This window comes from Ruegeria sp. CH11 (assembly GCF_056537105.1).
In genome coordinates, this window is sequence record NZ_JBQFQX010000020.1 from 1 (window position 1) to 25,728 (window position 25,728).

General features: G+C 56.3%; 29 protein-coding genes, 1 tRNA gene and 1 pseudogene. 23 read left to right on the forward strand and 8 right to left on the reverse strand.

Annotation, left to right across the window (positions count from 1 at the left end; translation table 11 throughout):
- The 7 genes from ACR0LX_RS20150 to ACR0LX_RS20180 form a co-directional block, all read left to right on the forward strand.
- Positions 1 to 381 (forward strand): hypothetical protein (locus tag ACR0LX_RS20150; protein ID WP_480785205.1); only part of this gene is annotated, 381 nt, incomplete at its 5' end.
- A 142-nt stretch (positions 382 to 523) separates the two neighbouring features.
- A complete protein-coding gene (locus ACR0LX_RS20155) occupies positions 524 to 1,144 on the forward strand; it encodes a glutathione S-transferase family protein (protein ID WP_480785206.1) in 621 nt (206 codons plus the stop codon).
- Between the two features lie 36 nt (positions 1,145 to 1,180).
- Positions 1,181 to 1,849: a cupin domain-containing protein gene (locus ACR0LX_RS20160; RefSeq protein WP_480577467.1), complete on the forward strand. Its 669-nt coding sequence runs from the start codon at positions 1,181 to 1,183 to the stop codon at positions 1,847 to 1,849.
- Between the two features lie 3 nt (positions 1,850 to 1,852).
- A complete protein-coding gene (locus ACR0LX_RS20165) occupies positions 1,853 to 2,536 on the forward strand; it encodes an SDR family NAD(P)-dependent oxidoreductase (protein WP_480785207.1) in 684 nt (227 codons plus the stop codon).
- A gap of 3 nt (positions 2,537 to 2,539) precedes the next feature.
- Positions 2,540 to 3,601: a flavin monoamine oxidase family protein gene (locus tag ACR0LX_RS20170; RefSeq protein ID WP_480785208.1), complete on the forward strand. Its 1,062-nt coding sequence runs from the start codon at positions 2,540 to 2,542 to the stop codon at positions 3,599 to 3,601.
- 6 nt (positions 3,602 to 3,607) lie between these two features.
- Positions 3,608 to 4,171 carry a TetR/AcrR family transcriptional regulator gene (locus ACR0LX_RS20175; protein WP_480785209.1) on the forward strand — a complete coding sequence of 188 codons (564 nt, stop codon included), beginning with the start codon at positions 3,608 to 3,610 and terminating at the stop codon, positions 4,169 to 4,171.
- A 63-nt stretch (positions 4,172 to 4,234) separates the two neighbouring features.
- On the forward strand, positions 4,235 to 4,450 hold the full coding sequence (locus tag ACR0LX_RS20180) for an SDR family NAD(P)-dependent oxidoreductase (RefSeq protein ID WP_480785210.1): 216 nt from the start codon (positions 4,235 to 4,237) through the stop codon (positions 4,448 to 4,450).
- 290 nt (positions 4,451 to 4,740) lie between these two features.
- Here the strand turns inward: ACR0LX_RS20180 and ACR0LX_RS20185 are convergent, their stop codons facing one another.
- Positions 4,741 to 5,655, reverse strand: a complete 915-nt coding sequence (locus ACR0LX_RS20185) for a LysR substrate-binding domain-containing protein (RefSeq protein ID WP_480785211.1) — start codon at positions 5,653 to 5,655, stop codon at positions 4,741 to 4,743.
- Between the two features lie 180 nt (positions 5,656 to 5,835).
- Between ACR0LX_RS20185 and ugpB the strand changes: the two genes are divergently transcribed.
- The 6 genes from ugpB (at position 5,836) to ACR0LX_RS20215 (ending at position 11,453) form a co-directional block, all read left to right on the forward strand.
- Entirely contained in the window at positions 5,836 to 7,146 is a 1,311-nt protein-coding gene (gene ugpB / locus ACR0LX_RS20190; protein ID WP_480785212.1) for a sn-glycerol-3-phosphate ABC transporter substrate-binding protein UgpB, read from the forward strand.
- 60 nt (positions 7,147 to 7,206) lie between these two features.
- Positions 7,207 to 8,088, forward strand: a complete 882-nt coding sequence (ugpA, locus tag ACR0LX_RS20195; protein WP_480785213.1) for a sn-glycerol-3-phosphate ABC transporter permease UgpA — start codon at positions 7,207 to 7,209, stop codon at positions 8,086 to 8,088.
- A 20-nt stretch (positions 8,089 to 8,108) separates the two neighbouring features.
- Positions 8,109 to 8,945 (forward strand): sn-glycerol-3-phosphate ABC transporter permease UgpE, encoded by an 837-nt coding sequence (gene ugpE, locus ACR0LX_RS20200; protein WP_480785252.1) that lies wholly within the window; start codon positions 8,109 to 8,111, stop codon positions 8,943 to 8,945.
- Positions 8,946 to 8,948: 3 nt separating this feature from the next.
- Positions 8,949 to 10,004 (forward strand): sn-glycerol-3-phosphate ABC transporter ATP-binding protein UgpC, encoded by a 1,056-nt coding sequence (ugpC, locus tag ACR0LX_RS20205; RefSeq protein ID WP_480785214.1) that lies wholly within the window; start codon positions 8,949 to 8,951, stop codon positions 10,002 to 10,004.
- Positions 10,004 to 10,951, forward strand: a complete 948-nt coding sequence (locus ACR0LX_RS20210) for a glycerophosphodiester phosphodiesterase family protein (RefSeq protein WP_480785215.1) — start codon at positions 10,004 to 10,006, stop codon at positions 10,949 to 10,951. The genes ugpC and ACR0LX_RS20210 overlap by 1 nt, the downstream gene beginning before the upstream one ends.
- A 106-nt stretch (positions 10,952 to 11,057) precedes the next feature.
- Positions 11,058 to 11,453 carry an NUDIX hydrolase gene (locus ACR0LX_RS20215; protein WP_480785216.1) on the forward strand — a complete coding sequence of 132 codons (396 nt, stop codon included), beginning with the start codon at positions 11,058 to 11,060 and terminating at the stop codon, positions 11,451 to 11,453.
- A 202-nt stretch (positions 11,454 to 11,655) separates the two neighbouring features.
- Here ACR0LX_RS20215 and ACR0LX_RS20220 read toward each other — a convergent pair whose 3' ends face one another.
- Both ACR0LX_RS20220 and ACR0LX_RS20225 read right to left on the reverse strand, forming a co-directional pair.
- A complete protein-coding gene (locus ACR0LX_RS20220) occupies positions 11,656 to 12,069 on the reverse strand; it encodes a histidine phosphatase family protein (RefSeq protein ID WP_480785217.1) in 414 nt (137 codons plus the stop codon).
- Positions 11,996 to 12,223 (reverse strand): annotated as a pseudogene (locus tag ACR0LX_RS20225) (histidine phosphatase family protein); the annotation flags it as partial. The gene ACR0LX_RS20220 and the pseudogene ACR0LX_RS20225, both read right to left, overlap by 74 nt.
- A 386-nt stretch (positions 12,224 to 12,609) precedes the next feature.
- Between ACR0LX_RS20225 and ACR0LX_RS20230 the strand changes: the two are divergent.
- Positions 12,610 to 12,846: a hypothetical protein gene (locus ACR0LX_RS20230; RefSeq protein ID WP_480785218.1), complete on the forward strand. Its 237-nt coding sequence runs from the start codon at positions 12,610 to 12,612 to the stop codon at positions 12,844 to 12,846.
- On the opposite strand, the gene ACR0LX_RS20235 is transcribed toward ACR0LX_RS20230, so the two are convergent.
- The 5 genes from ACR0LX_RS20235 to ACR0LX_RS20255 all read right to left on the reverse strand — a co-directional run bounded on the left by ACR0LX_RS20235 (position 12,836) and on the right by ACR0LX_RS20255 (position 17,727).
- Positions 12,836 to 13,804, reverse strand: a complete 969-nt coding sequence (locus ACR0LX_RS20235) for a DUF2971 domain-containing protein (protein WP_480785219.1) — start codon at positions 13,802 to 13,804, stop codon at positions 12,836 to 12,838. The two genes, ACR0LX_RS20230 and ACR0LX_RS20235, sit on opposite strands and share 11 nt — an antisense overlap.
- A gap of 227 nt (positions 13,805 to 14,031) precedes the next feature.
- Positions 14,032 to 14,108, reverse strand: a tRNA-Arg gene (locus ACR0LX_RS20240).
- Positions 14,109 to 14,172: 64 nt separating this feature from the next.
- A complete protein-coding gene (locus ACR0LX_RS20245; protein ID WP_480785220.1) occupies positions 14,173 to 15,555 on the reverse strand; it encodes a sensor histidine kinase in 1,383 nt (460 codons plus the stop codon).
- An 18-nt stretch (positions 15,556 to 15,573) separates the two neighbouring features.
- Positions 15,574 to 16,992: a dihydrolipoyl dehydrogenase family protein gene (locus ACR0LX_RS20250; protein ID WP_480785221.1), complete on the reverse strand. Its 1,419-nt coding sequence runs from the start codon at positions 16,990 to 16,992 to the stop codon at positions 15,574 to 15,576.
- 3 nt (positions 16,993 to 16,995) lie between these two features.
- On the reverse strand, positions 16,996 to 17,727 hold the full coding sequence (locus ACR0LX_RS20255) for a TVP38/TMEM64 family protein (RefSeq protein WP_480785222.1): 732 nt from the start codon (positions 17,725 to 17,727) through the stop codon (positions 16,996 to 16,998).
- Positions 17,728 to 18,023: 296 nt separating this feature from the next.
- On the opposite strand from ACR0LX_RS20255, the gene rpmH reads away from it, so the two are divergent.
- The 9 genes from rpmH to argB all read left to right on the forward strand — a co-directional run bounded on the left by rpmH (position 18,024) and on the right by argB (position 25,718).
- Positions 18,024 to 18,158: a 50S ribosomal protein L34 gene (gene rpmH / locus ACR0LX_RS20260; protein ID WP_005980833.1), complete on the forward strand. Its 135-nt coding sequence runs from the start codon at positions 18,024 to 18,026 to the stop codon at positions 18,156 to 18,158.
- A 27-nt stretch (positions 18,159 to 18,185) separates the two neighbouring features.
- Entirely contained in the window at positions 18,186 to 18,611 is a 426-nt protein-coding gene (gene rnpA, locus ACR0LX_RS20265; RefSeq protein ID WP_480785223.1) for a ribonuclease P protein component, read from the forward strand.
- Complete coding sequence (gene yidD / locus ACR0LX_RS20270; RefSeq protein ID WP_480785224.1) at positions 18,608 to 18,844, forward strand: membrane protein insertion efficiency factor YidD; 237 nt, start codon at positions 18,608 to 18,610, stop codon at positions 18,842 to 18,844. Before rnpA ends, yidD begins: the two co-directional genes overlap by 4 nt.
- A gap of 43 nt (positions 18,845 to 18,887) precedes the next feature.
- On the forward strand, positions 18,888 to 19,781 hold the full coding sequence (ttcA, locus tag ACR0LX_RS20275) for a tRNA 2-thiocytidine(32) synthetase TtcA (protein ID WP_480785225.1): 894 nt from the start codon (positions 18,888 to 18,890) through the stop codon (positions 19,779 to 19,781).
- A gap of 70 nt (positions 19,782 to 19,851) precedes the next feature.
- Complete coding sequence (locus ACR0LX_RS20280; RefSeq protein ID WP_480785226.1) at positions 19,852 to 21,393, forward strand: putative bifunctional diguanylate cyclase/phosphodiesterase; 1,542 nt, start codon at positions 19,852 to 19,854, stop codon at positions 21,391 to 21,393.
- A 126-nt stretch (positions 21,394 to 21,519) separates the two neighbouring features.
- Positions 21,520 to 23,346, forward strand: a complete 1,827-nt coding sequence (gene yidC / locus ACR0LX_RS20285; protein ID WP_480785227.1) for a membrane protein insertase YidC — start codon at positions 21,520 to 21,522, stop codon at positions 23,344 to 23,346.
- Positions 23,343 to 24,080 carry an MOSC domain-containing protein gene (locus ACR0LX_RS20290; RefSeq protein ID WP_480785228.1) on the forward strand — a complete coding sequence of 246 codons (738 nt, stop codon included), beginning with the start codon at positions 23,343 to 23,345 and terminating at the stop codon, positions 24,078 to 24,080. Before yidC ends, ACR0LX_RS20290 begins: the two co-directional genes overlap by 4 nt.
- Complete coding sequence (gene yihA / locus ACR0LX_RS20295) at positions 24,077 to 24,730, forward strand: ribosome biogenesis GTP-binding protein YihA/YsxC (protein WP_480785229.1); 654 nt, start codon at positions 24,077 to 24,079, stop codon at positions 24,728 to 24,730. The genes ACR0LX_RS20290 and yihA overlap by 4 nt, the downstream gene beginning before the upstream one ends.
- A 124-nt stretch (positions 24,731 to 24,854) precedes the next feature.
- The gene (gene argB, locus ACR0LX_RS20300; protein ID WP_480785230.1) at positions 24,855 to 25,718 is read left to right on the forward strand and encodes an acetylglutamate kinase; all 864 of its coding nucleotides are present in this window, start codon (positions 24,855 to 24,857) and stop codon (positions 25,716 to 25,718) included.
- Positions 25,719 to 25,728: the final 10 nt, after the last annotated feature.

The window sequence follows — 25,728 nt, forward strand, 5'->3', positions numbered from 1 at the left end:
TGCCTCGGTCCCATCATCACCGCACCTCCACTCTCAAAAACGAGTGAATCAGCGACAGGCAAACCAATCAACGGAATTTTTCAACACTATCCGGACAAAGTTCGCTTTCGCTGCGGTGTTTATGGGCTCGTCAAAGACGCTGTACAACCGATGGAACTACATGGGTGTCGGCCAGCCCTGACCCGTGCGCAGATACCTGGACATCCGCATATCCGCAGGAACAAAACCCAGTTGGAATTTGATCATCAATTGGCGGGCCGACCGCGGCAGGCAGATGCTGTGGCCCGGTTCTCGAAAACTTCTGGCACGATACAATTTATTGCCCCTGCTTATGGCGCAGATACCGAATCTGTTCTTGCTGAGTTCGGTGTTACAAAGTGAACCAGCACCAAACCAAATCAGTGAGAGCATCTTAACATATTGAATTAGAACATTTGTTAAGGAGGGTAAAAAAGGGTTGTAATGCTATCTACCTATCGATAGGTAGATAGCACGAAACGCAAACCCCGACGGAGGTAATCAGATGAAGATTTATGATGTCGAAGGGTTCCCGAACCCTGCCCGTGTTCGTATTGCGCTGGCTGAAAAAGGCGTGGCGGATAAAGTTGAATTCATCCCTGTGGATGTGATGGGCGGCGAGCATCGTACGCCTGAGTTCAAAGCCAAGAACCCCGACGCCGCGGTGCCTTGTCTGGAGCTGGAAGACGGCTCGCATATTTCGCAGTGCAACGCGATTACCGAGTATATTGACGCCGAATTCGAAGGCCCATCGCTGACTGGCGAAACCCCCAAAGAGCGCGCACAAATCTCGATGATGAACCTGCGCGCCGAAAACGGTCTGCTAAATGCAGTAGGCACTTATTTTCACCACGCTACACCTGGGCTGGGCCCCGATCTGGAAACCTATCAATGCGCCGAATGGGGCAATAAGCAGAAAGAGATCGCCGGAAACACAATGGCCTATCTGGACTCGGTTCTCGCCGAAAATGAATACTTGGCCGGAGACGCATTCTCGGTGGCTGATATCACTGCCTTTGCAGGATTGGCATTCGCCGATTTTGCCAAAGTTGAAATTCCTGAAACCCTGACCAACCTGCAAGCTTGGCGCGCTAAGATGGCGGCCCGTCCATCTATCGCCGCCTAAGCGAAAACTGCCATTTAAGTCGAAAGGACCTCTCCCATGGAGCTCAACTCGGACTTCTCTTCGCGTGTCGTTGTTCACTCTGATCAACTAGAATGGCAGGCCTCGCCCATGAAGGGTGTGGACCGGCGCATGCTGGATCGAATTGGTGGCGAAGTCGCCCGCGCCACCACCATTGTGCGTTATGCGCCCGGCAGCAAGTTTTCGGCCCACACCCATACAGGCGGTGAAGAGTTCATCGTTCTGGACGGCGTCTTTCAGGATGAGCATGGCGATTTCCCGGAAGGCACTTATGTGCGCAATCCGCCCACAACCGGGCATACGCCCGGCTCGGAACCCGGCTGCACGATTTTCGTCAAACTCTGGCAGTTCGACATGGATGACCGCAATCAGTTTCGCAAAACCATGGCCGACGAACTGGCTGAACCGGTGAACGGGGTCGCCACTGCGACCCTGCACAAGGATGACCGCGAGGTTGTCACTTACAGCCATGTTGATGCAGGCACCGAGGTTACCTCGGATGCGCCAGGTGGTATCGAGCTGTTGGTGATTGGCGGATCGCTGACCTCAGGCGATGACGTTCTGAAAAAGAACGGTTGGCTACGCCTGCCCGAAGGCGAAGCGCTGTCTGCAGTTGCGGGTCCGGACGGGGCGAAGGTCTGGATGAAAACCGGCCACCTGCCCTTTGCTCAACCACCAGCGGTGTGATCTATGAATTCTGACAAACCTCTGGCGATTGTCGCCGGTGCGGGGACTGGCCTTGGTCAGTCCCTTCTCGCGCGGTTTCAGGCAGGTGGCATGACGACCATTGGACTTGGACGTACGCAGCCGCAGGAAACGATCGCGCCGTTTCATCAGGTCGATCTGTCCGATCCGAGTGCGGTTGCGCCAGTGATTTCTGAATTGATCGCTGCGCATGGCCCGCCGAAGATCGTGGTACACAATACGGCTGAGCTGGTGATCGCGCCATTCCCCGAAACCACATTGGAGGACTACCAGAGAACGTGGACATCAATGGTGCAATCACTGGTCGTGCTGGGGCAATGTGTTTTGCAACCGATGGTGCGCGGCGGTGGTGGCGCGCTTATCGTTTCCGGGGCCACGGCGTCGCTGCGCGGTGGCCCACGGTTTTCCGCTTTTGCGTCGGCTAAGTTCGCCCTGCGCGGGCTGACACAATCGCTGGCACGTGAATATCAAAAGGCTGGCGTACATGTCTCGCACGTCGTTCTGGACGGGATCATCGATACGCCGCGCTCGCGGGATTTGCACTCGCTGGATCCGTCGAAGATGATGAAACCGGACGAGATTGCCGAGGCCTACTGGCAGATCGTTCACCAACCGCAGTCCACCTGGACCCATGAGCTGGACATACGCCCGGCATCTGAGGGGTTCTGATCAGTGCAGACGCAAACTCTGATCATTGGCGCAGGTCTTTCTGGCCTCTGCCTTGCGCGACAGCTACAGGCAAAAAACCAAGACTACCTGCTGGTCGAAGCGCGGGGGCGTCCGGGCGGACGTATCCTGACGGAAAGGCTGGAGGGTGGGTATTTCGACATGGGTCCGGCCTGGTTCTGGCCCGGGCAGCCGCGTATTGCAGCGTTAACAAAGCGGCTCGGACTCGAGTGGTTCGAGCAATATTCAACAGGCGCGCTCAGCTTTGAAAACGAGATAGGCCAGGTCGAGCGCGATCGCGGGTTTGCCTCGATGCAAGGGTCTTATCGCCTGAAAGGTGGTCTGGGCGCCCTCATTGATGCGTTGGCGGCTGAGATACCGCAGAAGCGGCTTATCTTATCCGAGCCTATCGTCGGGTTAGAGAAGTCTGCGTCTGTGATCACCGCGACCACTCAAACTGGGCAAGTCATCCATGCTCGGGAAGTCGCACTGGCCCTCCCTCCTCGCGTGGCGAGCAAGATCGCGTTCTCACCTGCATTAGCAGATGAAGCTTTAGCGGCGATGACCGGGATCGCGACTTGGATGGCCGGACAGGCCAAAGCCATCGCTGTCTATGATACCCCGTTCTGGCGCACGGCCGGGCTGTCCGGTGACGTGATGAGCCGCAGGGGGCCGATGGTGGAAATACACGACGCATCCCCTGCCGAGGGCGGACCTTACGCGTTGTTCGGCTTTATCGGCTTGCCTCCCCGCGTCCGCAGCAACGAAAAACGGCTGCGGCAGGCGCTTAAAGAGCAACTGTCCCGGCTGTTCGGCGCTGAAGCCGCGGAGCCAAAGACACTCTTTGTCAAAGATTGGGCCTTCGATCCGTTTACCTCTGTCGAAGCGGATCAACAGCCGTTATACGCTCATCCGCAATACGGGCTGCCCCATGCAATGACCCGTCTGTGGGATGGTCGACTAATCTTTGGCGGGACCGAAGTTGCGCCACAGTTCGGGGGCTATATCGAAGGCGCCCTGGAGGCTGCGGACAACGCGCTGGCCCTGATCATGACGGAAAAGGTTTGAGCACGTATGACGAGTGATACCAAGACTGCCCTTCTGGATGTTGCCGAACACGCCGCACGGGCGCGCGGATTTGACGGGTTCAGCTATGCCGATCTGGCCGAGGCAGTGGGCATTCGCAAGGCGTCGATCCACTATCATTTCCCGACCAAAGCGGCGCTGTCGGCGGCTCTCATGGATCGCTATCATGAGACCCTGCAGGCAGCGTGCAACCGAATTCGGGTAGAACACAAAAGCGGGGCTGAGCAATTGCTGGCCCTGATCGCATTGTATCGCGATGCACTCAATGACGGGAAAACCCTGTGTCTCTGCGTGTCGCTGATCAGCAGCCGGGAGAGCTTGTCGGATGACGTGATCCAAAAGATCCGGAAATTCCGCGCCATGATGGTTGCCCAAATCGAAGAGATCCTGAAGCTTGGCCAAGAAGACAAGTCAATCACCGGCATCACCGATCCGATCTCGGAGGCCCGCGCGATTCTGGCCCTTTTGGAAGGCGCTCATCTGACCGCACGCGCAGAAGAGAATGTGAATACCTTCGATGAGGCTTTGGGCGTCTTAAAGTCCCGCTGTTGACCTTCGCCCTGACACATCGGATCGTTGCCGCAAGCAATTCATTTGATATTCGGAGCTCCCCTTATGCCCAAAGTCATTCTGATCACCGGCACGTCGACCGGCCTTGGTTTTCAAATTGCCGTGCAAGCTGCCCGAGCAGGCCATACTGTCTATGCTACGATGCGAAACCTCGCCAAGCGCGGCACCCTGGATGCGGCAGCCTCTGACGCTGGCGTCAATTTCAACGTGCTTAACTTAGACGTGCAGGACAGCGCCAGCGTAAACGCCGTTCGACCTTGATCACCGTCGCTGCGGTGCGGCCCGTCAGAGGAGACCTTCGCTGCGCGAACGAAGCTCGAATACGAGCGGAGATCCGAAAAGCGGACAAAGCGGTCGCTTGACTGTCCTGGTATAAGAAGTTAGATCATCCAAGCTCAACTGAAAAACTACTGAGTATTTCCACGTTTTTGGCTGTCAATGCCAGATCGATCTCGGGGGTTATTCCAAATACTCAAGAATTGGTTTCAAGCTAAGAAGATGGAAAATGTACGGCTTGCTGGCAGCGAACATTGGCGTTTGCCGCCCTACAATCAGTGATGGAGTTTGCCTGCCTTGAACGGGGTTAGGCTCTGTTGGAACTGCTCGATGAACTCTAGCGTCACCAATGACGGTTGCTTCAAAACCGGACGCACAAGGGAAAGCGTATGTGACAAGAGCGGTTTGAAGGGTCGGTAGCTTAATCCGGCGTCCGCATATTGGACAGCATCCAACTCGCTGACCACGGAAATCCCAACACCTTTTACAGCCAATTCGCAAGCCGCTGTGAACTGCCTGACTTCGATGTGGGAATTGAGTCTGACGTTGGCGTTTTGAAACGCTTTTGAAAGTTGTCCAAAAAAGTCGCTGTCGCGCCTTGTGTGAATAATCTTGGCATTCGCAAGGTCCGTAGGTGACACCTCGGAGAGTTCATCCAATTCATGTCCGGTAGGAAACACGCAAACTGTACGGACATCGATGTCTCTACTTTCGACGGCCGGGTGCCCGTTAAAGCTGTCTGTGATTCCGAAATCATATTGCTCACCGATCATCCACTCGAGAATGCGTTCCGGTCTATCTGGTTCGATCGTCATTGTTACACCTGGCCGATCTTCTAGAAACTTGGCGATGACGTTGGGAAGGTGACTGGTGGCGAACCCAGGCAAACATGCGATGCGGATGTGTCCCGCTTTGCGTTTCGTTATGTCCTGACTGACATCCGAGATTTGCTTCATCAATTCCAAAACACGCTCAACGCTGGGTTGCAGATAACGCACTTCCTGCGAAGGCACTAGGCGACCTTCACGGCGATCAAAAAGTTGAAAGCCAAGCGATTTTTCCAGATCAGAAAGCAGTCGGCTGACCGCAGGCTGGCTTATCCCAAGATCCGTAGCTGCAGCAGTGACCGACCCATTTGTAGAAACTGCCATGAGCGCTTCCAGTTGGCGGATCCTCAAAGTTTGACTCATGCTTTGAACCTGGTTCGTTGTTTGCATTGCAAGTTTATAATGTAATGTTATGTTTTTCTCAAAAATTAAATGCTTGAATTATAAAATTGTGACGTTAACGTCGTGAAATCGTCATGTGTGCTGATTACGCGTTGCGGTCGGTATTCAACGAAGCATCAACACTGATGCATGGGAGGAATCATGAATAAGCAATTTCTCGGCGCTCTCGCCGTAACTACTGCGTTGTCCCCCGTGGCGGCGATGGCGCAAACTGAAGTTCAGTTCTGGCACGCCTTCACCGGCCGACTGGGTGAGCTTGTTAAAGCGCAAGTTGAAGAGTTCAACGCCAGCCAGGACGAGTTCGTCGTGGTCGAAAGCCACAAGGGTAACTACTCGGAAACTCTGAACGCAGGTATTGCGGCTTTCCGTGCCGGTGAGCAGCCCCACATTTTGATGGTCTTCGAGGTGGGCACGGCAACGATGATGTCGGCTGAAGGTGCGATCAAACCGGTTTATGAAGTGATGGCAGAAAGCGGCGCATCCTTTGATCCGGATGCATATATCGGGGCTGTCAAAGGATACTATACGACCACAGACGGTCAGATGCTGTCTCTGCCTTTCAATTCGTCCACGCCTGTTCTGTGGGTCAATCGCGATGCCTTCGAAGCGGCGGGCGTTGATCCGGACACGGATTTATCGACCTGGGAAAAGGTTGGTGATGTATTAGAACAGCTGAAGGCCGGCGGCGAGGACTGCCCGCTGGTGACTGCATGGCAGAGCTGGATTCACCTCGAGAACCTGTCGGCCTATCACGACGTTCCGTTCGCATCGCAGGACAACGGTTTTGCCGGTCTGGACACTGAACTGATGCTGAACGGTCCGGCGCAGGTCGCACATCTGACGGCAATGGGTGACTGGGCCAAGGATGGCAAGTTTATCTACACCGGGCGTAGAAACGAAGGTGGTGCAAACTTCCGGGCTGGAGAATGCGCGTTGTTTACGGAAAGCTCGGCCGGTTACGCCGGTATCAGCTCCGAGGCTGAGTTCAAGTTCGACGTGCGCCCGCTGCCCTATTGGGAAGCCTTGGTGAGCGAGCCGCAGAACACCATTATCGGTGGTGCTTCACTTTGGGTGATGGAAGGCCACGATCCTGAAGCATACAAGGGCGTGGGTGAATTCCTCAGCTTCTTATCATCGTCGGGCGTACAGGCTTCGTGGCACCAGAATACTGGTTATCTGCCGATCACGGCGGACGCAGGCGATGTTACGCGAGCTGCAGGTTTCTATGAGCAAAACCCCGGTACTGATATCGCTGTGATTCAGATGACGGCGAAAGAGCCCACTGCAAATTCGAAAGGTCTGCGTTTGGGATCGTTTGATCAGATTCGAGGCATCATCGACGAAGAGCTCGAGGCTGTTTGGGCTGGTGAAAAGACCGCTCAGGAAGCGATGGACAGCGCGAAAGAACGCGGCGACGCCTTGCTGCGCCGGTTCGAATCCGCAAACCAATAACACGCAATCCGGTGCGGGCTCGTCAGGGCCCGCATTCACTTTCTTCGGCGGGTCATCAGAATGGAAAAACGCGTCACCTTTCGCGGCTGGCTACTACCGCTGGCTTTGATCGCACCGCAAGTCATCATTTCCGCCGTTTTCTTCTTTTACCCCGCCGGACAGGCCGTTTGGCAGTCCCTGTTCATACCCGACCCCTTTGGGCTGTCGTCACAATTCGTGGGTCTTGGGAATTTTGAATTTCTGCTGAGCGACAAGTATTACCGCGCCTCTTTCGTGACAACTGCGGTGTTTTCGACACTTGTCACCTTATGTTCGATGATCCCGGCCCTGTTTTTGGCAGTCCTTGCCGATCGCCTGATCAAAGGCTCGGGCGTCTATCGAACGCTGCTGATCTGGCCTTACGCCGTCGCCCCGGCCGTTGCCGGTGTGCTGTGGCTGTTCATGTTCAACACGCGCGTTGGCGTGGTGTCATGGTATCTCAGCCAGTTGGGCTATGACTGGAACCACGTCCTGAATGATGCCGAGGCCATGGGTCTGGTTGTCGTCGCCTCAGCCTGGGGGCGTATCAGTTACAACTTTCTGTTTTTCTTCGCCGCCCTGCAATCGGTGCCAAGGTCGGTGATCGAAGCCGCAGCCATTGATGGTGCGCGTTTCTGGCGCCGGTTTTTCACCATCGTTTTGCCGCTGTTGTCCCCGACCGCGTTCTTCCTGCTGGTCGTAAACGTTGTCTACGCCTTCTTTGAAACCTTTGGCGTGATCCACACGATCACCGGCGGCGGACCGCAGCAAGCGACGACGATCCTGGTCTACAAAGTCTTCTCTGACGGGTTCGTCGGCCAGGATCTCGGCTCGTCCTCGGCGCAATCCGTCATCCTGCTGATTGTTGTGGGGCTGCTGACCGTCATCCAGTTCAAATACGTGGAAAAAAGGGTGCATTACTGATGGCAGCCCAGCAACACGGAATGGTCGAAAACCGCGGGATCGGCATCTGGCTGACCCACGCCCTGATGATCCTTGGCGTTCTGATCATCTTCTTCCCGATCTGGCTGGCCTTTGTCGCATCCACCGTGACCCAACCCGAGATCGTGTCACCCCCCATGCCCCTGCTGCCGGGTGATCAGTTTTGGGTGAACTACAAGGCCGCCCTGTTCTCTGGTGTGAATGTCCCGGTCGCCACGATGTTGTTCAACAGTCTGGTGATGGCGATTGGTATCGCCGTGGGCAAGATCATCATCTCACTGTTATCGGCCTTTGCAATTGTCTATTTCCGCTTTCCGGGGCGCACGACATTCTTCTGGCTGATCTTCCTGACCCTGATGCTGCCGGTCGAGGTGCGCATCGTCCCGACATTCGAGGTTGTGGCCGGGTTCGGGATGCTCAACAGTTATTACGGGCTGATCTTTCCCCTGATCGCCTCGGCCACCGCGACTTTCCTGTTCCGCCAGTTCTTTCTGACGATCCCTGATGAACTGGCCGAGGCCGCGCGTGTGGACGGCGCCCGCCCGATGCGGTTCTTCATCGATATCGTGGTACCCATGAGCCGGACCAATATCGCGGCGCTGTTCGTGATCCTGTTCATCTATGGCTGGAACCAGTATCTCTGGCCGCTGCTGATCACAACCGATCCTGAAATGAACACCATCGTAATGGGCATCAAACAGATGTTCCCATCTGGTGATGATGTGGCCGAATGGCCAGTGATCATGGCGACCTCGATTCTGGCGATGATCCCGCCGGTCATCGTGGTGGTGTCGATGCAAAAGCTCTTTGTCCGCGGCCTTGTCGATAGCGAGAAATAGGAAATGGCAACAGTAACCCTTGAGAATGTCAAAAAGAGCTTTGGCCCGACGGACGTTATCCACGGCATCGACATAGATATCGCGGACGGTGAGTTCATCGTAATCGTTGGCCCTTCGGGCTGCGGGAAGTCCACGCTCTTGCGGATGGTTGCCGGCCTGGAAACCGTGACATCCGGCGAAATCCGGATTGGAGAGGAACGGGCCAATGACAAAGAGCCGATGGATCGCGATATCGCGATGGTGTTCCAGAACTATGCGCTCTACCCACATATGTCCGTGCGCCAGAACATGGGATATGGCCTGAAAATCGCAGGGTTGCCGAAGGCCCAGATTGACCAGAAAGTGACCGAGGCCGCCAGGCTATTGCAGCTGGAACCCTTGCTGGATCGCAAACCCAGACAACTTTCAGGCGGTCAGCGTCAAAGGGTGGCGATGGGTCGGGCCATTGTCCGCGAGCCAGCAGTTTTCCTGTTTGATGAGCCGCTTTCGAACCTCGATGCCAAGCTGCGGGTTCAGATGCGTCTGGAAATTCGCGAACTCCAGGAAAAGCTGGGGATCACGGCGCTTTATGTGACCCACGATCAGGTCGAGGCCATGACGATGGCCGACAGGATGATCGTGATGAATGGTGGCATCGCCGAGCAGATTGGAACGCCGTTAGAGGTCTACGAAACACCGAGAACTCTGTTCGCTGCACAGTTCATTGGCAGCCCTGCGATGAATGTGTTTGACGCCCAGCGTGAAAGCGGGACAATCAAGATCGGTGAAATTGAGGTCGGCCGATCTGCAGGTCCTGATACCGCGTTGAAGCTGGGGATACGCCCAGAGCACCTGCTGTTGGATGATAATGGTCCGCTAGAATCGGCGATCCAGATGGCAGAACCGTTAGGAGCCAACACCCTGTTGCACGGTCAACTCGCGAGAGTCGGCGGAGCGATCACGATTAGCCTTCCGGGAGTCCATCCGATCGAGGGCCGGCATCCGAATATGCGGTTTTCGGTCGCCTCCGAGCACATGCACCTGTTTGACCAATCAACCGGTAAAAGATTGGGCAGCTAATGGCGTTTCCGCAGGTCGAAGCCTTCAGTGGAGGAGAAAACCTGATCCGGGTCGTGGGCCATCGAGGGGCAAGAGGGGTTTTGCCTGAAAACAGCATGATTGGTTTTGATTTCTCGCTGTCTATCGGTGTCCCACTTCTTGAGTTTGATGTTGTCCTGACGGCCGATAATGTTCCGGTCATTACCCATAACCATCGTCTGCACGCCCCGAGCTTTCGCGGCGCAGATGGCCTGTTTCTGACCGGCGAGGAACCGAAAGTTTCATCACTGACTTTCGAACAAATTCTGCAATTCGACATTGGACGGTTAGACGGGCATTCTGCTTACGGCCAACGCTTTCCAGACCAGGCCCAATTGGAAGGCGTTCGAGTCCCAAGGCTGATGGAAGTGCTCAATTTGGTAAGTGAACCAAAATACGGCGATGCCTATCTAATGCTCGAATTGAAGTCGGATCCTGACGTGGCCCATGATCCGCTTCATAGGGAGAACTTTGTCGGGCGAGTTCTACAGGAAGTCCGCGCCAAAGGTCTTTCGTCGCGCGCGGTACTGCACAGTTTTGACTGGAGCCTTCTTGAGGAATGCCAGCGACAAGCTCCTGAAATGCCGTCTTCTTACCTTACACAGCTTCCAGATAACGCGGATGATGTTGGAGAGGATTCCTCGAAAGCGGTTTGCCCTGACTTTCGTGGTCGTCGTGATGAAATTCCAAATTTGGTCAAGCAAGCTGGCGGTTCGCTTTGGTGCCCGTACTACGCTGATGTAACTGCTGAAAATGTGGCGCGCGCAAAAGATCTGGGCCTTTGTGTTGCCGTTTGGACGGTCAATGAGCACGAAGAAATAGACAGGATGATCGACTTGCGCGTGGATGCAATTGTATCTGACTACCCTGGGCGGGTTCAAAGGCATCTGTCGGATTTAGGCATGGGGTGGCATATCGACAACCAGTGAATACTGCGTCGCTAATTGGTTACGTTTTTTTGTGTTTCTACCAGTCACAATCGGAAAGGAACGGTCCCATCATCACTACAACCTGCTGTGGAGGGCGAGAAGCATAGTGCCTCAGCGTACAAAACAAGTCGCAGCATTGCCTCTGCAATTGTTCGGCGACCGCCTCAAGGTGCTCCTTATCACGTCGCGTGACACAGGACGCTGGATCATGCCCAAGGGCTGGCCGATGGTCGACGAGCAAGACTGGCGCGCGGCAGAAATAGAAGCGTTGGAGGAAGCTGGGGTGGAATGTACAATTTCTCGCAAGCCGATCGGTAAGCTTGAGTACGCTAGGACTTTTATCGACGGTACCAGTGTCCCAGTGAAGGCCACCGTTTACCCGCTCTACGTCCATAAGGTGAAGCGCCGTTGGAAGGAAAGGCACGAAAGAAAAAGGCACTGGTTTTCGCCGATAGGAGCTGCGAAAGTACTCAGACAGCCAGAGCTGGAAGACTTGCTCTAAGACCTAAAAAAACGACCTTAAAGAGAACAAATCAATTCGCGAGTTGCTACCTTGAACTGATACGTTCCTGTTTATCTAGACTTAGGTCGATAGCTACTTTGCTCTGAAAAAACGGCTTAACCCTTACATTCAGAAATTGTTTTCTAGGCTTGAAGCCAGCGGAAATCCTATATTATGGGATTAAGCGCCAAACATCGACACCTCAGTGCTCAACGCAGGTTGATTGTCCGCATCGCAACTCGATGAAACCATCTTGAGGTTCATTCAATTCAAAAACTACTTCTGAGGACAAGTTCAAGTAGATCCCTCGAAACACGCGCAGGGTTAAGCCGCGGCCAACAACTATGACAGCCCCCTCAAACGACTTGCCGGAATACCAAGAAAAAACCCGGTTATGTACGTCAGCATAGGATTCTCCGCCCGGCACAGGATAGTTCCAACGGTCAGAACAGCGCGCGTCCCATTCCAGAGGAAACCGCCTTATGATCTCGTTTTTCGTCAAGCCTTCCCATCGCCCGAAACGGCATTCCATCAAACTGGTTTCATACTCGATGATTTCCGCGGGGGAGGCAAAGTTCCTCGACGAGGATGGAAGCCGTTTTTGCCGCTCGACCAAGTGGGCTTGAGACTACTGTCAGAGGGTGACGGCTGGATAGGCGGTGCCTTAGTCTTTTAGCACTCGCCACCGCCGGAGCGACCCCTCGCTTGGTCAAGAGCGAATTCTGCCGACCTTGATGTCGTTTTTGCAAATTCCATTCGATTTCACCATGGCGAAGTAAAAATTGTAGGGCTGAGTTTTTGGTTCAACACTTCGAAGCCTTCCTCTACTGAAGCAAACCGAAAAACCTGATTTATCTTCCACGCAGCGCCAGTTTAAACGGAGGCGCCAGAAATCAAAAGAAGCTTCGGATTTGTGCGGTTAAGTCTATGGCGTAAGACAACGTGGTCATGTAACCCTCGCCTCCAGCGCTTCGTCGCTGCACTTGGTCCGCTTTGGGCTCTTTGCTGTCCTATCATGTGCACGTCATAATACGTCTCTCAAAACTTCGCCCTCGTCTAATCTGACCCAACAGTCAAAAAGTCCAGATACCCCGCGCTTGGTAAGCGTGGGGAATAAACAAAACTGCGCTGCGTCCGGGTGAGGCCGGGGGGTGGGGTGCGACATTCCGACTCAATCTGGTTTCGGGCGGAAGAACCGGCAAGCGATTTGATTTTAGTGGCAGATCAGGGGCAGGAAAACGTTGACGGCAATTTATTCAATGTTTTCAGCACCAAGTGGCGGACCGAGGAGGATTCGGCTACCTCTGTAAATATGTTTATTTTCAATATTTTATACGATTTCACCGCGAAAAATGTTGCGGGATTTGTTGCGGGAATTTCATTTACCTTCTGAGGGGAATATCTGATCTCCGAACTTTGCCCCACGCGTCATCCACGCCGCTCTCCTCAAGCAACATTGCCAGTGACTCATAAATTGGCCAACTCGTTTCTGTTGGACCCACGATTATCTCCTCTAGGATTTCTTTGACGGCATATCCAGAATAGCCGGTGGTGGCATCCGCCTTTAGTGGCAACTTGATGACCTTTTGCGGAACACCACCGATAGTTTCGATTTCTTCCTTCATGATGGGCGACCGGCCAAAAAGCGTCGGCGAATAAATTACACGCCATTCTCTTTCTTCTGAAAACCCAGGATGCTTTGTTGAGAGAGATGCCATGTGGAATGCCCAGTAGAGCTGTTTGAAGACCTCATCAGGCCCAATCTCGTTCAACAGATCGAATTCTGCTTCCAATCCTTTAACCAGCCTAACGAACTCTTCCTTAAAACCATCGTAGTCTGCATAAAGAACTGGGCTTGAAAATGCCTGGAGTTTCACTTCCTCAGACCTGAAAGGCGAATTGTTAAAAATGAGCGCGACATTGGTATCACCACCGTATGCTCGCCACATGGACAACCGCCCATATTTCTCCTCGGCAATATCTGGATTCCCGTGCTCGCTAACCGACATGAGAAAACTCTGCACCGTTCTTTCTGTTGAGTGAGAATCAAACGTCTCGGCAAGACGATCTGCCAAGTCATCCGCTAGTTCACTCAACAGCGTTCTTAGCCGTCCACCGACTTCTTCGTCTTTCCAACTCTCAGCCAGGCACATTTCGCCGTGTTGGACCTCACTAAAGTCGTTCATGACTAGAGCATTGCGTAGCCAAACCTCTTCATTTTTTATGATTTGGGTTGCGGCAAATGCACTAGTGTAGTGAACGAACTTGGTATTTTCGGCTTCTACAGCCTCCACGCGGTCCATAGCATACGGCATAAACAGCCTTGCCAGTTTCGCTTGCAACTCGTCCATAAACAGAATCCCTAGAAAACAAATCACGCCATACTAGTGCGTGCGTGTTTTGGGCTGCAAGCCGCGCTGAAGACAAATGTTGAGGGAATTGTTGCGGGATTTGTTGCGGACTATGTTGCGGGATTTCAGATGTTGCGGGATTGCCTAATTATTAATCGCGAAATCCAAGGCTAACATATTGTTTTTGCGTGATTTTCCAAACGATGCCACTTTTTTGGGCGAAAAAGTGGCGGACCGAGGAGGATTCGAACCCCCGACCCCTTGATTCGTAGTCAAGTACTCTATCCAGCTGAGCTATCGGTCCGCGTTGGTGAGGCGCTATGTAGACCCACCTCAGAGCACGTGCAAGGCGATTCTTCAAAAAACTTTCAAAAAGTACCGTCGCCGCGAGGCAGGCGAATTTCGAAGGTGGTGCCCCCGGGGCCAGTATCCTTCAGAACAAGGTCTCCGCCGTGTCCGCGCACCAGTTCCTGCGATATGGCCAGACCCAGACCGGACCCGCCTTTACGAACGCCGCCCTGAAACGGAGTGAACAGGTTTTCCTGGGCTTTGGGCGGCAGGCCGGGGCCGGTGTCACTGATTTCAATGCACCAACTGTCGGGAAATTCAGCGCCCGAGATGATCACCTGGCCCGGCTTACCCGCTGTCACAAGCGCCTGACGGGCATTTCGAACCAGATTCAAGATGACGCGAAAGATCTGTTCGGGATCGGCGCGGGCGACCATGTCCTCGGGAACATCGTTGCGAATTTCGACGCAAGCGTCCGCGACCGCCAGCTGCTCGCTGGCGGCGACGTCCGCCGCGATATCGCGTAGGCGCACCATGGTGAGCGTCGGGGCGGGCTCTTCCGCGCGCCCAAAAGCCAGTGTGCTTTCACACAGCGACACCGCACGCGTGATCGAATTTACCAGCTTTGGCGCCATGCGCCGAACCAGCGGGTCGTCGCTGGCCTCGATCCGGTCGGTGAACAGTTGCGCCGAGGTCAGGATGTTGCGCAGGTCGTGGCTGACCTTGGCCACTGCGCCGCCAAGCTGTGCCAATCGCTCGCGCTGTTTCAGAGCCTGGGTCAAGTCCGTTTGCAGCGTTTTCAGTGCTTCTTCGGCCTCACGCAGCTCGGTCACTTTGGAGTTGGGAGAGATCACCCCCCGAGCATCTTCCGGCGCACTGGCATAGCGTTGCATATAGCCAACAACACCTTTGATCGGACGGACGAGAACAACCCGAACCGCAAGGAACAAAAAGAACGCGGTGATAATCGAAATGACAAAGGACAGGCCCAGGATGCGCAGGCCGTAGTCGGTCATCGCCATTCGCAGAGGCGCGCTATCGATGGTGACCTCGATCAGCAGTCCCGCGCCTTTGACCGGCTCACCAATGACACGGATGACCTCGTTCTCGACGGTAAAGAACCGGATCATCGCGTCGCGTATCAGTACCATCGGCCCGGCATCGCGCAGATCATAGGTTTTGACGATCTGTTCAGGGATCGGCGAAGACAGCATCAGTTGCCGAACCTCATCACGCCTCAGGACAACGTTGTAGACGCCGGCGTTTTCCAGCAGTTCGGCCTCAAGCTCTTCGGCCAGCATGTCATCAGCGAGCAAGGCGAGCGAGGCAATCTGCGCGCGCTCCAGTCGGTTTTGCAGAAAATCCTCGCGAAAACGCGCAATCGAGGGGACAAAGATCAAAATCTCGGCCAACATCACGAAGACCGTGGTCAGGATCAGAAATCGGCCTGACAGCGAGTTCAATCTGCTCTCCCTTTCCGATCAGGGGATCCAGCGCTGGACGAACCTGACCACATTCTTAACCGTCTGATTCTCAAACAGCCTTGGCGAGAAATAGGCACCCGCAACGCGTTTGTTAAGCTCTCCGATCGTCGGATAGGGGGAAACCATCGCCGCGACCTGGCCCATCTTCAGGTTATTGGCCAAGGCCAGCGACCACAAGTTGATCAATTCGCCCGCCTGGTGCCCTACGATTGTAGCCCCAACAGGGCGGCCCTTGACGACCATGACTTTGATGAACCCCTTGGTTTTACGCTCGGCTATGGCGCGGTCATTGTGGTGATAGTCGAAACGCGCGATCTCCAACTTGTTACCATGTTTCGCGCGCGCTAGCGCCTCGGTCAGGCCAACCTGCGCCAGTTCCGGGTCAGTATAGGTGGCCCATGGAATGTGCATGGTCTTGGCCTTTGAGGGCAACCCAAACAAGGCCGAGCGGATGATGATCCCTGCATGGTACCCGGCCACATGGGTGAATTGCAGCCCACCCGCAACATCGCCGATCGCATAGATCTTGCGATTTGTGGTTCGCAAGGCGTCGTCGGTCTTGATCCCGTTTCTTGTCCGCTCGATACCTGCCGCTTCGAGGTTCAAGCGGTCGATATTAGCTTTGCGGCCAGCCGCAATCAGCAGGTGCGAGCCAGCAAAAATCTCTCCCGTCTCGGTGACCACTTCGATGGTGCCCTCGGACCCGCGGATCTGAGCGACCATTGCCTGTTCGTGGATCGCGACACCTTCGGCGCGCAGGGCGTCAAGCACGATGGCCGCTGCCTCGGGGTCATCCTTGCCCAGCGCCTGCATCCCTTCGATGACGGTAACCTTGCAGCCCAGACGAATATGCGCCTGCGCCATTTCCATGCCGATTGGTCCGCCGCCGATGATCAACAGATGCTCGGGCTTGTCGCGTAGGTCGAAAATGGATTCGTTGGTGTAGTATGGGACATTGTCCAGACCGGGGATCGGCGGTACCAGAGGCGATGACCCTGTGGCAATGACAACCCGCCGCGCCGTGATCACGTGATCTCCGGCTTGAACCTGCGATGCCGAGATAAACGTACCGTATTCCCGGATTACCCTGACTCCGAACCCTTCGAACCGCTCCTGACTGTCCATCGGCTCGATCTGAGCGATCACGTCCTGCACATGATCCTTGGCGGAGTCATAGCTGACCTGCGGCGTAACATCCGCAACTCCAAACGCCGACGAATGATATTGTGCATAGGCCGCCTTGCCGCTTGCAATCAGCGCCTTCGAGGGCACACAGCCGAAGTTCAAGCAGTCGCCGCCCATCTTGTGCCCTTCCAGCAGCACGACATCGGCCCCCATCTGGCTGGCCCCCGCTGCGACGGACAGCCCGCCCGACCCGGCTCCGATCACCAGGATATCGGTTTTCAGCTCTGTCATGGATCAGGCGCCCTTCTTGCCTTGGATGGATTTGATGACAATCGGCAACGCGGCCAAGGCGCACAAGCCCAGAATCGGACCGATGACAAAGGGCTCCGACAGAAGGGAAACGTCGGGCGTTTCGCCCCTGTCGAACACGCCACCCAAGCCTACGCCGATCCAGGTGTAGACGATCCCACCCGGAATAATGCCCAGCGCGGTTGTCAGCAGAAAATTGCGAAACTTCACACCGACCAGCGCAGGCACCAAGTTAGCGACGAAAAACGGCACCACCGGAACGAGGCGCAGCAGGAAGAGAACCGAAATCTCATTCTCGCGCAAACCTTCCTTGAGCTTCTTGACGGTGCCTTCCGAGGCTTCAAGCTTGGCGGTCAGCGATGCACCCAGGCCCCAGCGCGCAGCCAGGAATATCGCCGAAGCGCCGACCGTCGCTGCAAAGACATTGAAAACCGTACCCGCAAACAGGCCGAACAAGAACCCGCCGGTCATCGAGGCTACCGCAGCGCCCGGCAGCGAAAACGCCACGATCACGATGTAGATCGCAACGAACGTGGCCACCATCGCCCAATAGTGAGAATCGCGCAGGCCCAGCAGCGCCTCGCGGTTATCACGCAGCGTCTCAAACGTCAGATAGTCCCCCAACGTGAAGAACCCCACCAAGGCAACGGCAAGGATGATGGCCAATGGGACATGCCGCGCAAACCCGGTGCGCGGGGCCTGTGAGGTATCACTCATCTGATCATTCGCATCTGTTTGCTTCATTTCGACCCCAACATGCGCTGTTGCGCCGGTTTCCAACAGGGGCCTCACGCGGCCTTGAACTTTGTGGCCGAGAATGTGAGGGATCGGGGCATCAAACCGGGATTCTGAAACCTTTTGCTCTGTGGGGTTACAGAATTGTTGCAAAAGACGCGAAATCCCCGGCGATAGGGTTTGACTTACCCCAAGCTTAGCAGTAGAGGACGGGCTTCGAATACTAGGGCCAGGCGAATCCGCGCCGCACCCGACCGCTATAGATTGGAGACGGAGCGATGAAACGCACCTATCAGCCTTCGAACCTGGTTCGCAAACGCCGCCACGGTTTCCGCGCGCGCATGGCTACCAAAGCCGGCCGCAAGATCCTGAACGCACGCCGCGCCCGCGGCCGCAAGTCGCTGAGCGCGTAAGAGCGCCCGACCTTTCAGGTTATGAACATGACGCCGCCGGAGGCCCCTGAGGATGGTATCAACCAACCCCGGGAAACGCCCCCGGCGGCGTCCGTTTGCGCACCTGTTGCTCTGACGGTTCTAAAAAAACGATCCGATTTTCTGAAAGCCGCCCGGGCACGTCGGCAGGGCACCTCTTCCATGATGGTACAGGCGCGAAAGCGCACACCAGATGAGCCTGCGGGGATTCGCGTTGGCTTTACCTGCTCCAAGAAGGTCGGCAACGCAGTCGCGCGTAACCGCGCCAAACGCAGATTGCGCGAGGCGGCTCGGGCCGTGTTGACGGCCCAAGGGCAGGATGGCTGGGACTACGTGCTGATCGGTCGCGCCGAGGTGACAGCAGCGCGCGCATTCCCGGCCCTGCTGGACGATCTTCGCTATGCCTTGCGCAAGATCCACGGTGATCGGAAATGACCCTGCTTGCGCAACTCTTCGCCCTTCCCGTCCGCGCCTACCGTCTGATCTTTAGCCCCTGGGTCGGGTTCAATTGCCGGTATCAACCGACCTGTTCGGCCTACGCACTTGAGGCGTTGGAAAAGCACGGCGCGATCAAGGGCGCATGGCTGGCCGCCAAACGCATCGGGCGCTGCCATCCCTGGGGCGGTGATGGCTATGATCCCGTTCCCAAGGATTGCTGCGGCGACTGAGGCCGCTCTTGCCCGGTATCCCCAAGTCCTGTAGGGCCAGCACATGTTTGACGACACAGACGATATCCACCCGCTTTTTAACGGCGCGCCTTCGACGACCGAGTTCAAAAAGCTGCGCAAACGCATTGTGCGCCAGACCCGCGAAGCCATCGAGCATTACGGGATGGTGGATCCGTCTGCGCACGACAAAGGTGGTAAGCCGCCGCGCTGGTTGGTGTGTTTATCGGGAGGCAAGGACAGCTATACCCTGCTGGCGGTACTGCACGAGCTGAAATGGCGCGGGTTGTTGCCGGTCGAACTTCTGGCCTGCAATCTGGATCAGGGCCAGCCGGGCTTTCCCGCCACGGTGCTGCCCGAATTTCTTGAACGCATGGGCGTCCCCCATCGGATCGAATATCAGGACACTTATTCCGTCGTTGTCGACAAGGTCCCGCAAGGGCGGACATATTGCGCGCTGTGTTCGCGCCTGCGACGTGGCAACCTCTATCGTATCGCGCGGGAAGAAGGATGCTCGGCCGTCGTTCTGGGCCATCACCGCGACGATATTCTCGAGACGTTCTTCATGAACCTCTTCCACGGAGGACGTCTTGCGACCATGCCACCCAAACTGGTCAACGAAGAGGGCAATCTGTTTGTCTACCGTCCACTTGCCCATGTGGCCGAGGCGGATTGCGAGAAATTCGCCAAGGCGATGAACTACCCGATCATTCCCTGCGATCTGTGCGGCAGTCAGGACGGGCTGCAACGTCAGCAGGTCAAACAGATTCTCGACCAGTGGGAAAAGAACTCTCCCGGACGGCGCCAGGTCATGTTCCGCGCCCTGACCAACGCACGCCCATCGCATCTGCTGGACCCGAAACTGTTCGATTTTGCAAATCTTTCGTTAAGTCCCAGCAAAATAGACGAAAATTCAGGGGAAATTCCTGATTTGCGTTAACGTCTGACTCAGATTGGTTTCCTACGGTCGACCCAAGCAATCTCTGCCCAAGTCGAAGGCCGTAAAACCGATGCGGACAAATCTTACCGTTGAACGAATTCTCGAAGCGCTGCGCCTTGGCCTAACGGGTCCTCCGGCATTGGCCTTCGTGCCCGCCGCCTGCCTGTCTGCCTTCTGGCTGGGGGGCGAGGTTGCGCTGATGGGTACCGCGCTCGGGCTGCCGCTGGCTCTTGCGGTGCTGGGTATTGCGGGTGGCCAATCGATGAAGGCCACCGTCACAGGCGCGCGCCCCAGCGGGTCCGTTCCAGTTGATGTATTCATGGATGAAATGCGCACCATACTGACCGAGGCCAGAAATTCCGGCCAGAACGCAGCCTGTGTTGCCGTTTCGATTGACGATTTTGCCGGTATTCTGGATCTGCATGGTCAGGCGGCGGCGAACCATGTTGCGTTGCAGTTCGGCGATCGCATTCTGGCCATGATCCGCAATCAGGACCTGTTCGCGCAAACCAGTCAAAATCGGTTTCTGATTGGCCTGACCCCCTCGGCCCAGCTTGATCTGGAAGCCTGCGTGCAGATGTCGGGTCGCGTCCAGAACGCGGTCGAAGAACCGTTTCAGCTGAACGGAACCAGTGTGTATCTGTCCTGCTCGATTGGCTTTTGCCTGCTGTCGGGCCTGCCTGAAGGTGGCGCAGATGACTGGGTCGATGCCGCCACCGCCGCGCTGGCAGAGGCGCAGAGAAACGGGCCATCAACGATTCGCGCCTTTTCCACGGAAACGCGTCGACGCACCCTGGTCCGCGCCAATCTGCGCAAGGATTTTGTCACCGCGCTGGACACTGGTGAGATCCGCCCCTGGTTCCAACCCCAGATATCAACCGATACCGGAAACATCACCGGGTTCGAGGCGCTGGCCCGCTGGGAACACCCTACAAAGGGCATAATGGGACCGCAGGTATTCTTGCCCTTTGCGGAACAGGCGGATCTGATGGAGCGGCTGGGCCAGGTCATCCGGCACCACGCATTCGCTGCCATACATGCCTGGGATACCGCTGGCGTGATCGTTCCCCGGATCGGCGTGAACTTCTCGTCCGACGAGTTGCGTAACCCGGGCCTGATCGACCGCCTCAAATGGGAGCTGGATCAGTTCGACCTGACACCGGACCGTCTGGCGGTTGAAATTCTGGAAACCGTCTTTTCACGACGCCCCGACGATGTCATCACCCGGAATGTTACTGGGTTGGCGGCCTTGGGTTGCTGCATTGATCTGGATGATTTCGGAACCGGCCACGCGTCGATCGCATCGATCAAGCGGTTCGATGTGTCTCGTATCAAGATTGACCGGACCTTTGTGGCCAAAGCGGATCAGGACCCAAGCCAGCAACAGCTTGTCAGCGCCATTCTAACCATGGCAGAGCGCCTGAACCTCGAGACTTTGGCCGAAGGTGTAGAAACCGCAGGCGAACATGCGCTGATGGCGCAGCTGGGTGCCAATCATGTGCAGGGATTTGGTCTTGGCAAGCCGATGCCATTCGACAAAACGCTGGATTGGATAGCCGCGCATCGCGCAAAGCTGGCAGGCGCACCCAGGATCGGAGGCAAAACCGGGTGAATTGTACAATTCACCGCAGCGGAACCCGGTGTCTTGCGCGTTTTGCGGGCGATTCCACTTGACCTTTGGGGCTGCACTCTGTTGAACCCACCGGGTGTCTTTCACTGCGCAAGGTGGCTGTCCCCGATGGACGATCAGAATAAGAACCTCATCCTCGCAACCGCACTCAGCTTTCTGGTGATCCTCGTGTGGTTCGTGCTGTTCCCTCCGCCGGAGCAAACCACGGCCCCCGATATAGCCGAGATCAGCGCCACGGGCGAAACCGAGGTCCAGACGCCCAGCGCGGATACCACAACCGTCGGCGAGGCAACAGCCGCAGCGACGGAAGTTGAGCCAGAGGCGCAAGCCCCGCGCGTGCAGATCGATACCCCACGCCTGTCCGGCAGCCTGTCGCTGTCGGGTGGCCGCATTGATGAGCTGTTCCTGAAAGACTACAAGGTCTCGCTGGCCGAAGACGCCCCAATTGTCGAGCTTCTGTCGCCCGTCGGATCGGATTCAGCCTATTACGCGCTTTATGGTTGGGCCCCCGGCGCAGGCTTGAGTGGCACAGACGTCCCGGGACCCAACACGCTTTGGACACTGGAACAGGGCGAAACCCTTGGCGTCGACAGCCCGATCACCCTTGCGTGGGACAATGGCAACGGCCTGACATTCCGCCGCACGGTTTCGGTAGACGAGAACTACATGTTCTCGGTGACCCAATCTGTCGAAAACGCCACCCAAGCCGAAGTTGGCATGGCACCCTACGGCATTCTGGCCCGCCATGGCATCGGTGAGGATGGCGATCTGCCAGGCCTGAAGAACTTCTTCATCCTGCATGAAGGCGTGATCGGCATGGCAGACGACACCCTGGCCGAGATCGATTACGGTGATGTGCGCGATTTCGACATCGACCCCAACGAGCGCGCCCAAGCCGAGGTCTATCAGGTCAAGGAGGACGGCTGGATCGGCTTCACCGATCACTACTGGATGACCACTCTGATCCCCGAGCCGGGATCGGCGTTCAAGGCTGCGGCCAAATACGATGCCCGCCGCAAAATCTATCAGACCGAAACCGTTCTTCCTACACTGACGATCGCAGCGGGTGAAACCGCCGAAGTCACAACCCGCCTGTTTGCCGGTGCAAAGGAATGGGAAGCCATTCGCGAGTATCAGTCGGAAGGTGTTCAGAAGTTCATCGACAGCATCGACTGGGGCTGGTTCTTTTTCCTGACCAAGCCGATCTTCTGGCTGCTGCATAACATCAACCTTCTGATCGGCAATATGGGCTGGTCCATCATCGGCCTGACGCTGATCATCAAGGCAATCCTGTTCCCGCTGGCGTTCAAATCCTACGTCTCGATGGCGAAGATGAAGGAACTCCAGCCGCAGATGGAGGCCCTGAAAGAAGCCGCTGGCGACGACCGCCAGAAAATGCAGCAGGGCATGATGGAGCTCTACAAGAAGGAAAAGGTGAACCCCGCTGCGGGCTGTCTGCCGATCCTGATGCAAATCCCGATCTTCTTCTCGCTGTATAAGGTGATCTTTGTCACCATCGAACTGCGTCAGGCCCCGTGGTTTGGCCCGTTCCAGGATCTCAGCGCGCCTGACCCAACCTCGATCATGAACCTGTTTGGCTTGCTGCCCTGGGCCGGTCCTCAACCGGAAACGTTCATGGCGCTGATCTTCCTGGGCATACTGCCAATCCTGCTGGGTATCTCGATGTGGCTGCAACAGAAACTGAACCCGGCACCAACCGATCCGACGCAGGCGATGATCTTTGCATGGATGCCATGGGTGTTTATGTTCATGCTGGGCAGCTTTGCCAGCGGGCTGGTGGTCTACTGGATCGCCAACAACACGATCACGTTCACGCAGCAGTACTTGATCATGCGCAGCCAAGGTTACAAGCCCGATGTGTTTGGCAACATCAGGTCCAGCTTCAAGCGCAAGCCCAAGACGGATGACCAATGAGCGGCAAAGTCACAAGCCTGTGTCGGCATCCGATCAAAAGCCACGGGCGCGAAACCCTCAGTGATGTAACCGTGATCCCCGGGCAGACCATGCCCGGGGATCGCGTTTGGGCCGTCGCGCATGAGGCGTCAAAGGCGGACGGATCAGAATGGGTGCCCTGCGTCAATTTCAGCCGAGGTGCAAAAGCGCCGGAGTTGATGGCGATTTCAGCACAACTGAGCGGTGATCAGGTCACGCTGAGCCACCCGAACCGGCCCGACCTGACGTTCCGGCCAGATACCGAACAGGATGTTTTTCTGGATTGGGTCACGCCGCTGATGCCGGACGACAGGGCCGCGTCGGCCCGAATTGTTCGGGCTCCGGGTCGCGGTATGACCGACAGCGATTTCCCCTCGATCAGCTTGTGCAACATGGCCTCTCATCGCGCCGTTTCGCAAAGGTTGGGGCAGGACCTCTCGATCCATCGCTGGCGGGGAAACATCTGGTTCGATGGCATGCCCCTGTGGGAGGAGTTTGACTGGATCGGGCGCGATGTTCAGATCGGCGAAACCGTCCTTCACGTGCGCGAACGCATCACCCGCTGCCTGGCAACTACCGCAAACCCGGATACGGGAAAGCGGGATGCAGACACGCTGGGCGCGTTGCAAAGCTGGGGCCACCAGGATTTCGGCGTCTATGCCGAAGTTTTGCAGGGCGGCACCATCACAACTGGCGACAAGGTTCAATTGCTATGACCACGCTTCGCTTTCCATTGGTGCAAGAGCCAGACCCATTCGCACTGGAAACCGGGCGCAAACTGTTTGCGGGTCCGTCCGAGTTCGTCAAAGGCGTAGTTGCGATGACCGGTCTGCCTGCCCCTGATCGGTTGGAGGTTTGCTTTGCCGGGCGCTCGAACGTGGGCAAGTCCAGCCTGATCAACGCGCTGACCGGCACCAAAGGATTGGCGCGCGCCTCCAACACGCCGGGCCGCACGCAAGAGATCAACTTTTTCACCCAAGGCCCCGAGCTGTATCTGGTGGACCTGCCCGGCTATGGCTATGCCAACGCGCCGGTCAAAGTGGTCGAGAAATGGCAGCGATTGTTGAAGCAATACCTCAGCGGTCGCCAGACTTTGCGCCGGGCATTTGTCTTGATCGACTCGCGCCACGGGGTAAAGCCTGTGGACGACGAGATCATGAAACTGCTGGATACCAGCGCCGTAACTTTTCAATGCGTGATGACCAAGGCCGACAAGGTCAAAGCCAATGACCGTGCAAAGGTATTGGATCAGGTGCGCAGCGCTTTGTCGAAACACCCAGCGGCATTCCCGGAAATCGTACTGACCTCGTCCGAAAAAGGCGATGGCATCCCGAGCCTACGATCCATCATCGCGCATCTGGAATGAGCCAAACGCACCGTTAGCGAACTTGTCCGGCCGCTACGGATCATTGAGAGCGACCATTACCACGATCAAGTCTTGGCAGAACTCTCCAAAGGTCCTAACACGGAATGTCAGAGGGACAGCAGCCATGAAGACAAGAGACATGAACCGGGACTGGATCGCCACCGCCGCAACCTTGAACAGCGCCTTGCCATATCTGCAACGCTATGATGGTGCGATCGTCGTCATCAAGCTGGGCGGGCACGCCATGGGCAGCGACGCTGCGATGGAGAGCTTTGCGCGCGATGTCGTGCTGATGCGGCAGGTCGGAGTAAACCCGGTGATCGTGCATGGCGGCGGCCCCATGATCAATGCGATGCTGGACAAGCTGGATATCCAGTCTGAATTTGTGAACGGCAAGCGCGTCACCGATCAGGCGACGGTCGAAGTGGTCGAGATGGTTCTGTCCGGCCTGGTCAACAAACGCATTGTTCAGGCGATCAACGCACAGGGCGGAACCGCAATTGGACTGTCGGGCAAGGACGCCAACCTGATGTTGTGTGAACAGGCCGATCCCTCGCTGGGATTTGTGGGCGCACCCTCACAGATGGACCCGAAAATCCTGCATGATCTGTTTGCGCATGACGTCATTCCGGTGATTGCCCCCCTCGGCGCTGGTGCCGAGGGTGAGACGTTCAACGTCAACGGTGATACCGCCGCAGGAGCGGTCGCCTCGGCGTTGAAAGCGGATCGCCTGCTGCTGCTGACGGACGTTTCGGGTGTCAAGAACGCGGCAGGCGATGTTGTCACCGAACTTACCGCCGGACAGATCCGCGAAATGACGATGGATGGAACCATCGCTGGCGGCATGATCCCGAAAACGGAAACCGCGCTTGATGCGCTGCATTCCGGCGTACGCGCGGTTGTGATCCTGGACGGGCGCGCGGCCAACGCGGTCCTGTTGGAGCTGTTCACCGACCACGGCGCAGGTTCGTTGATCCGACCTGACTGAGCATTGATGG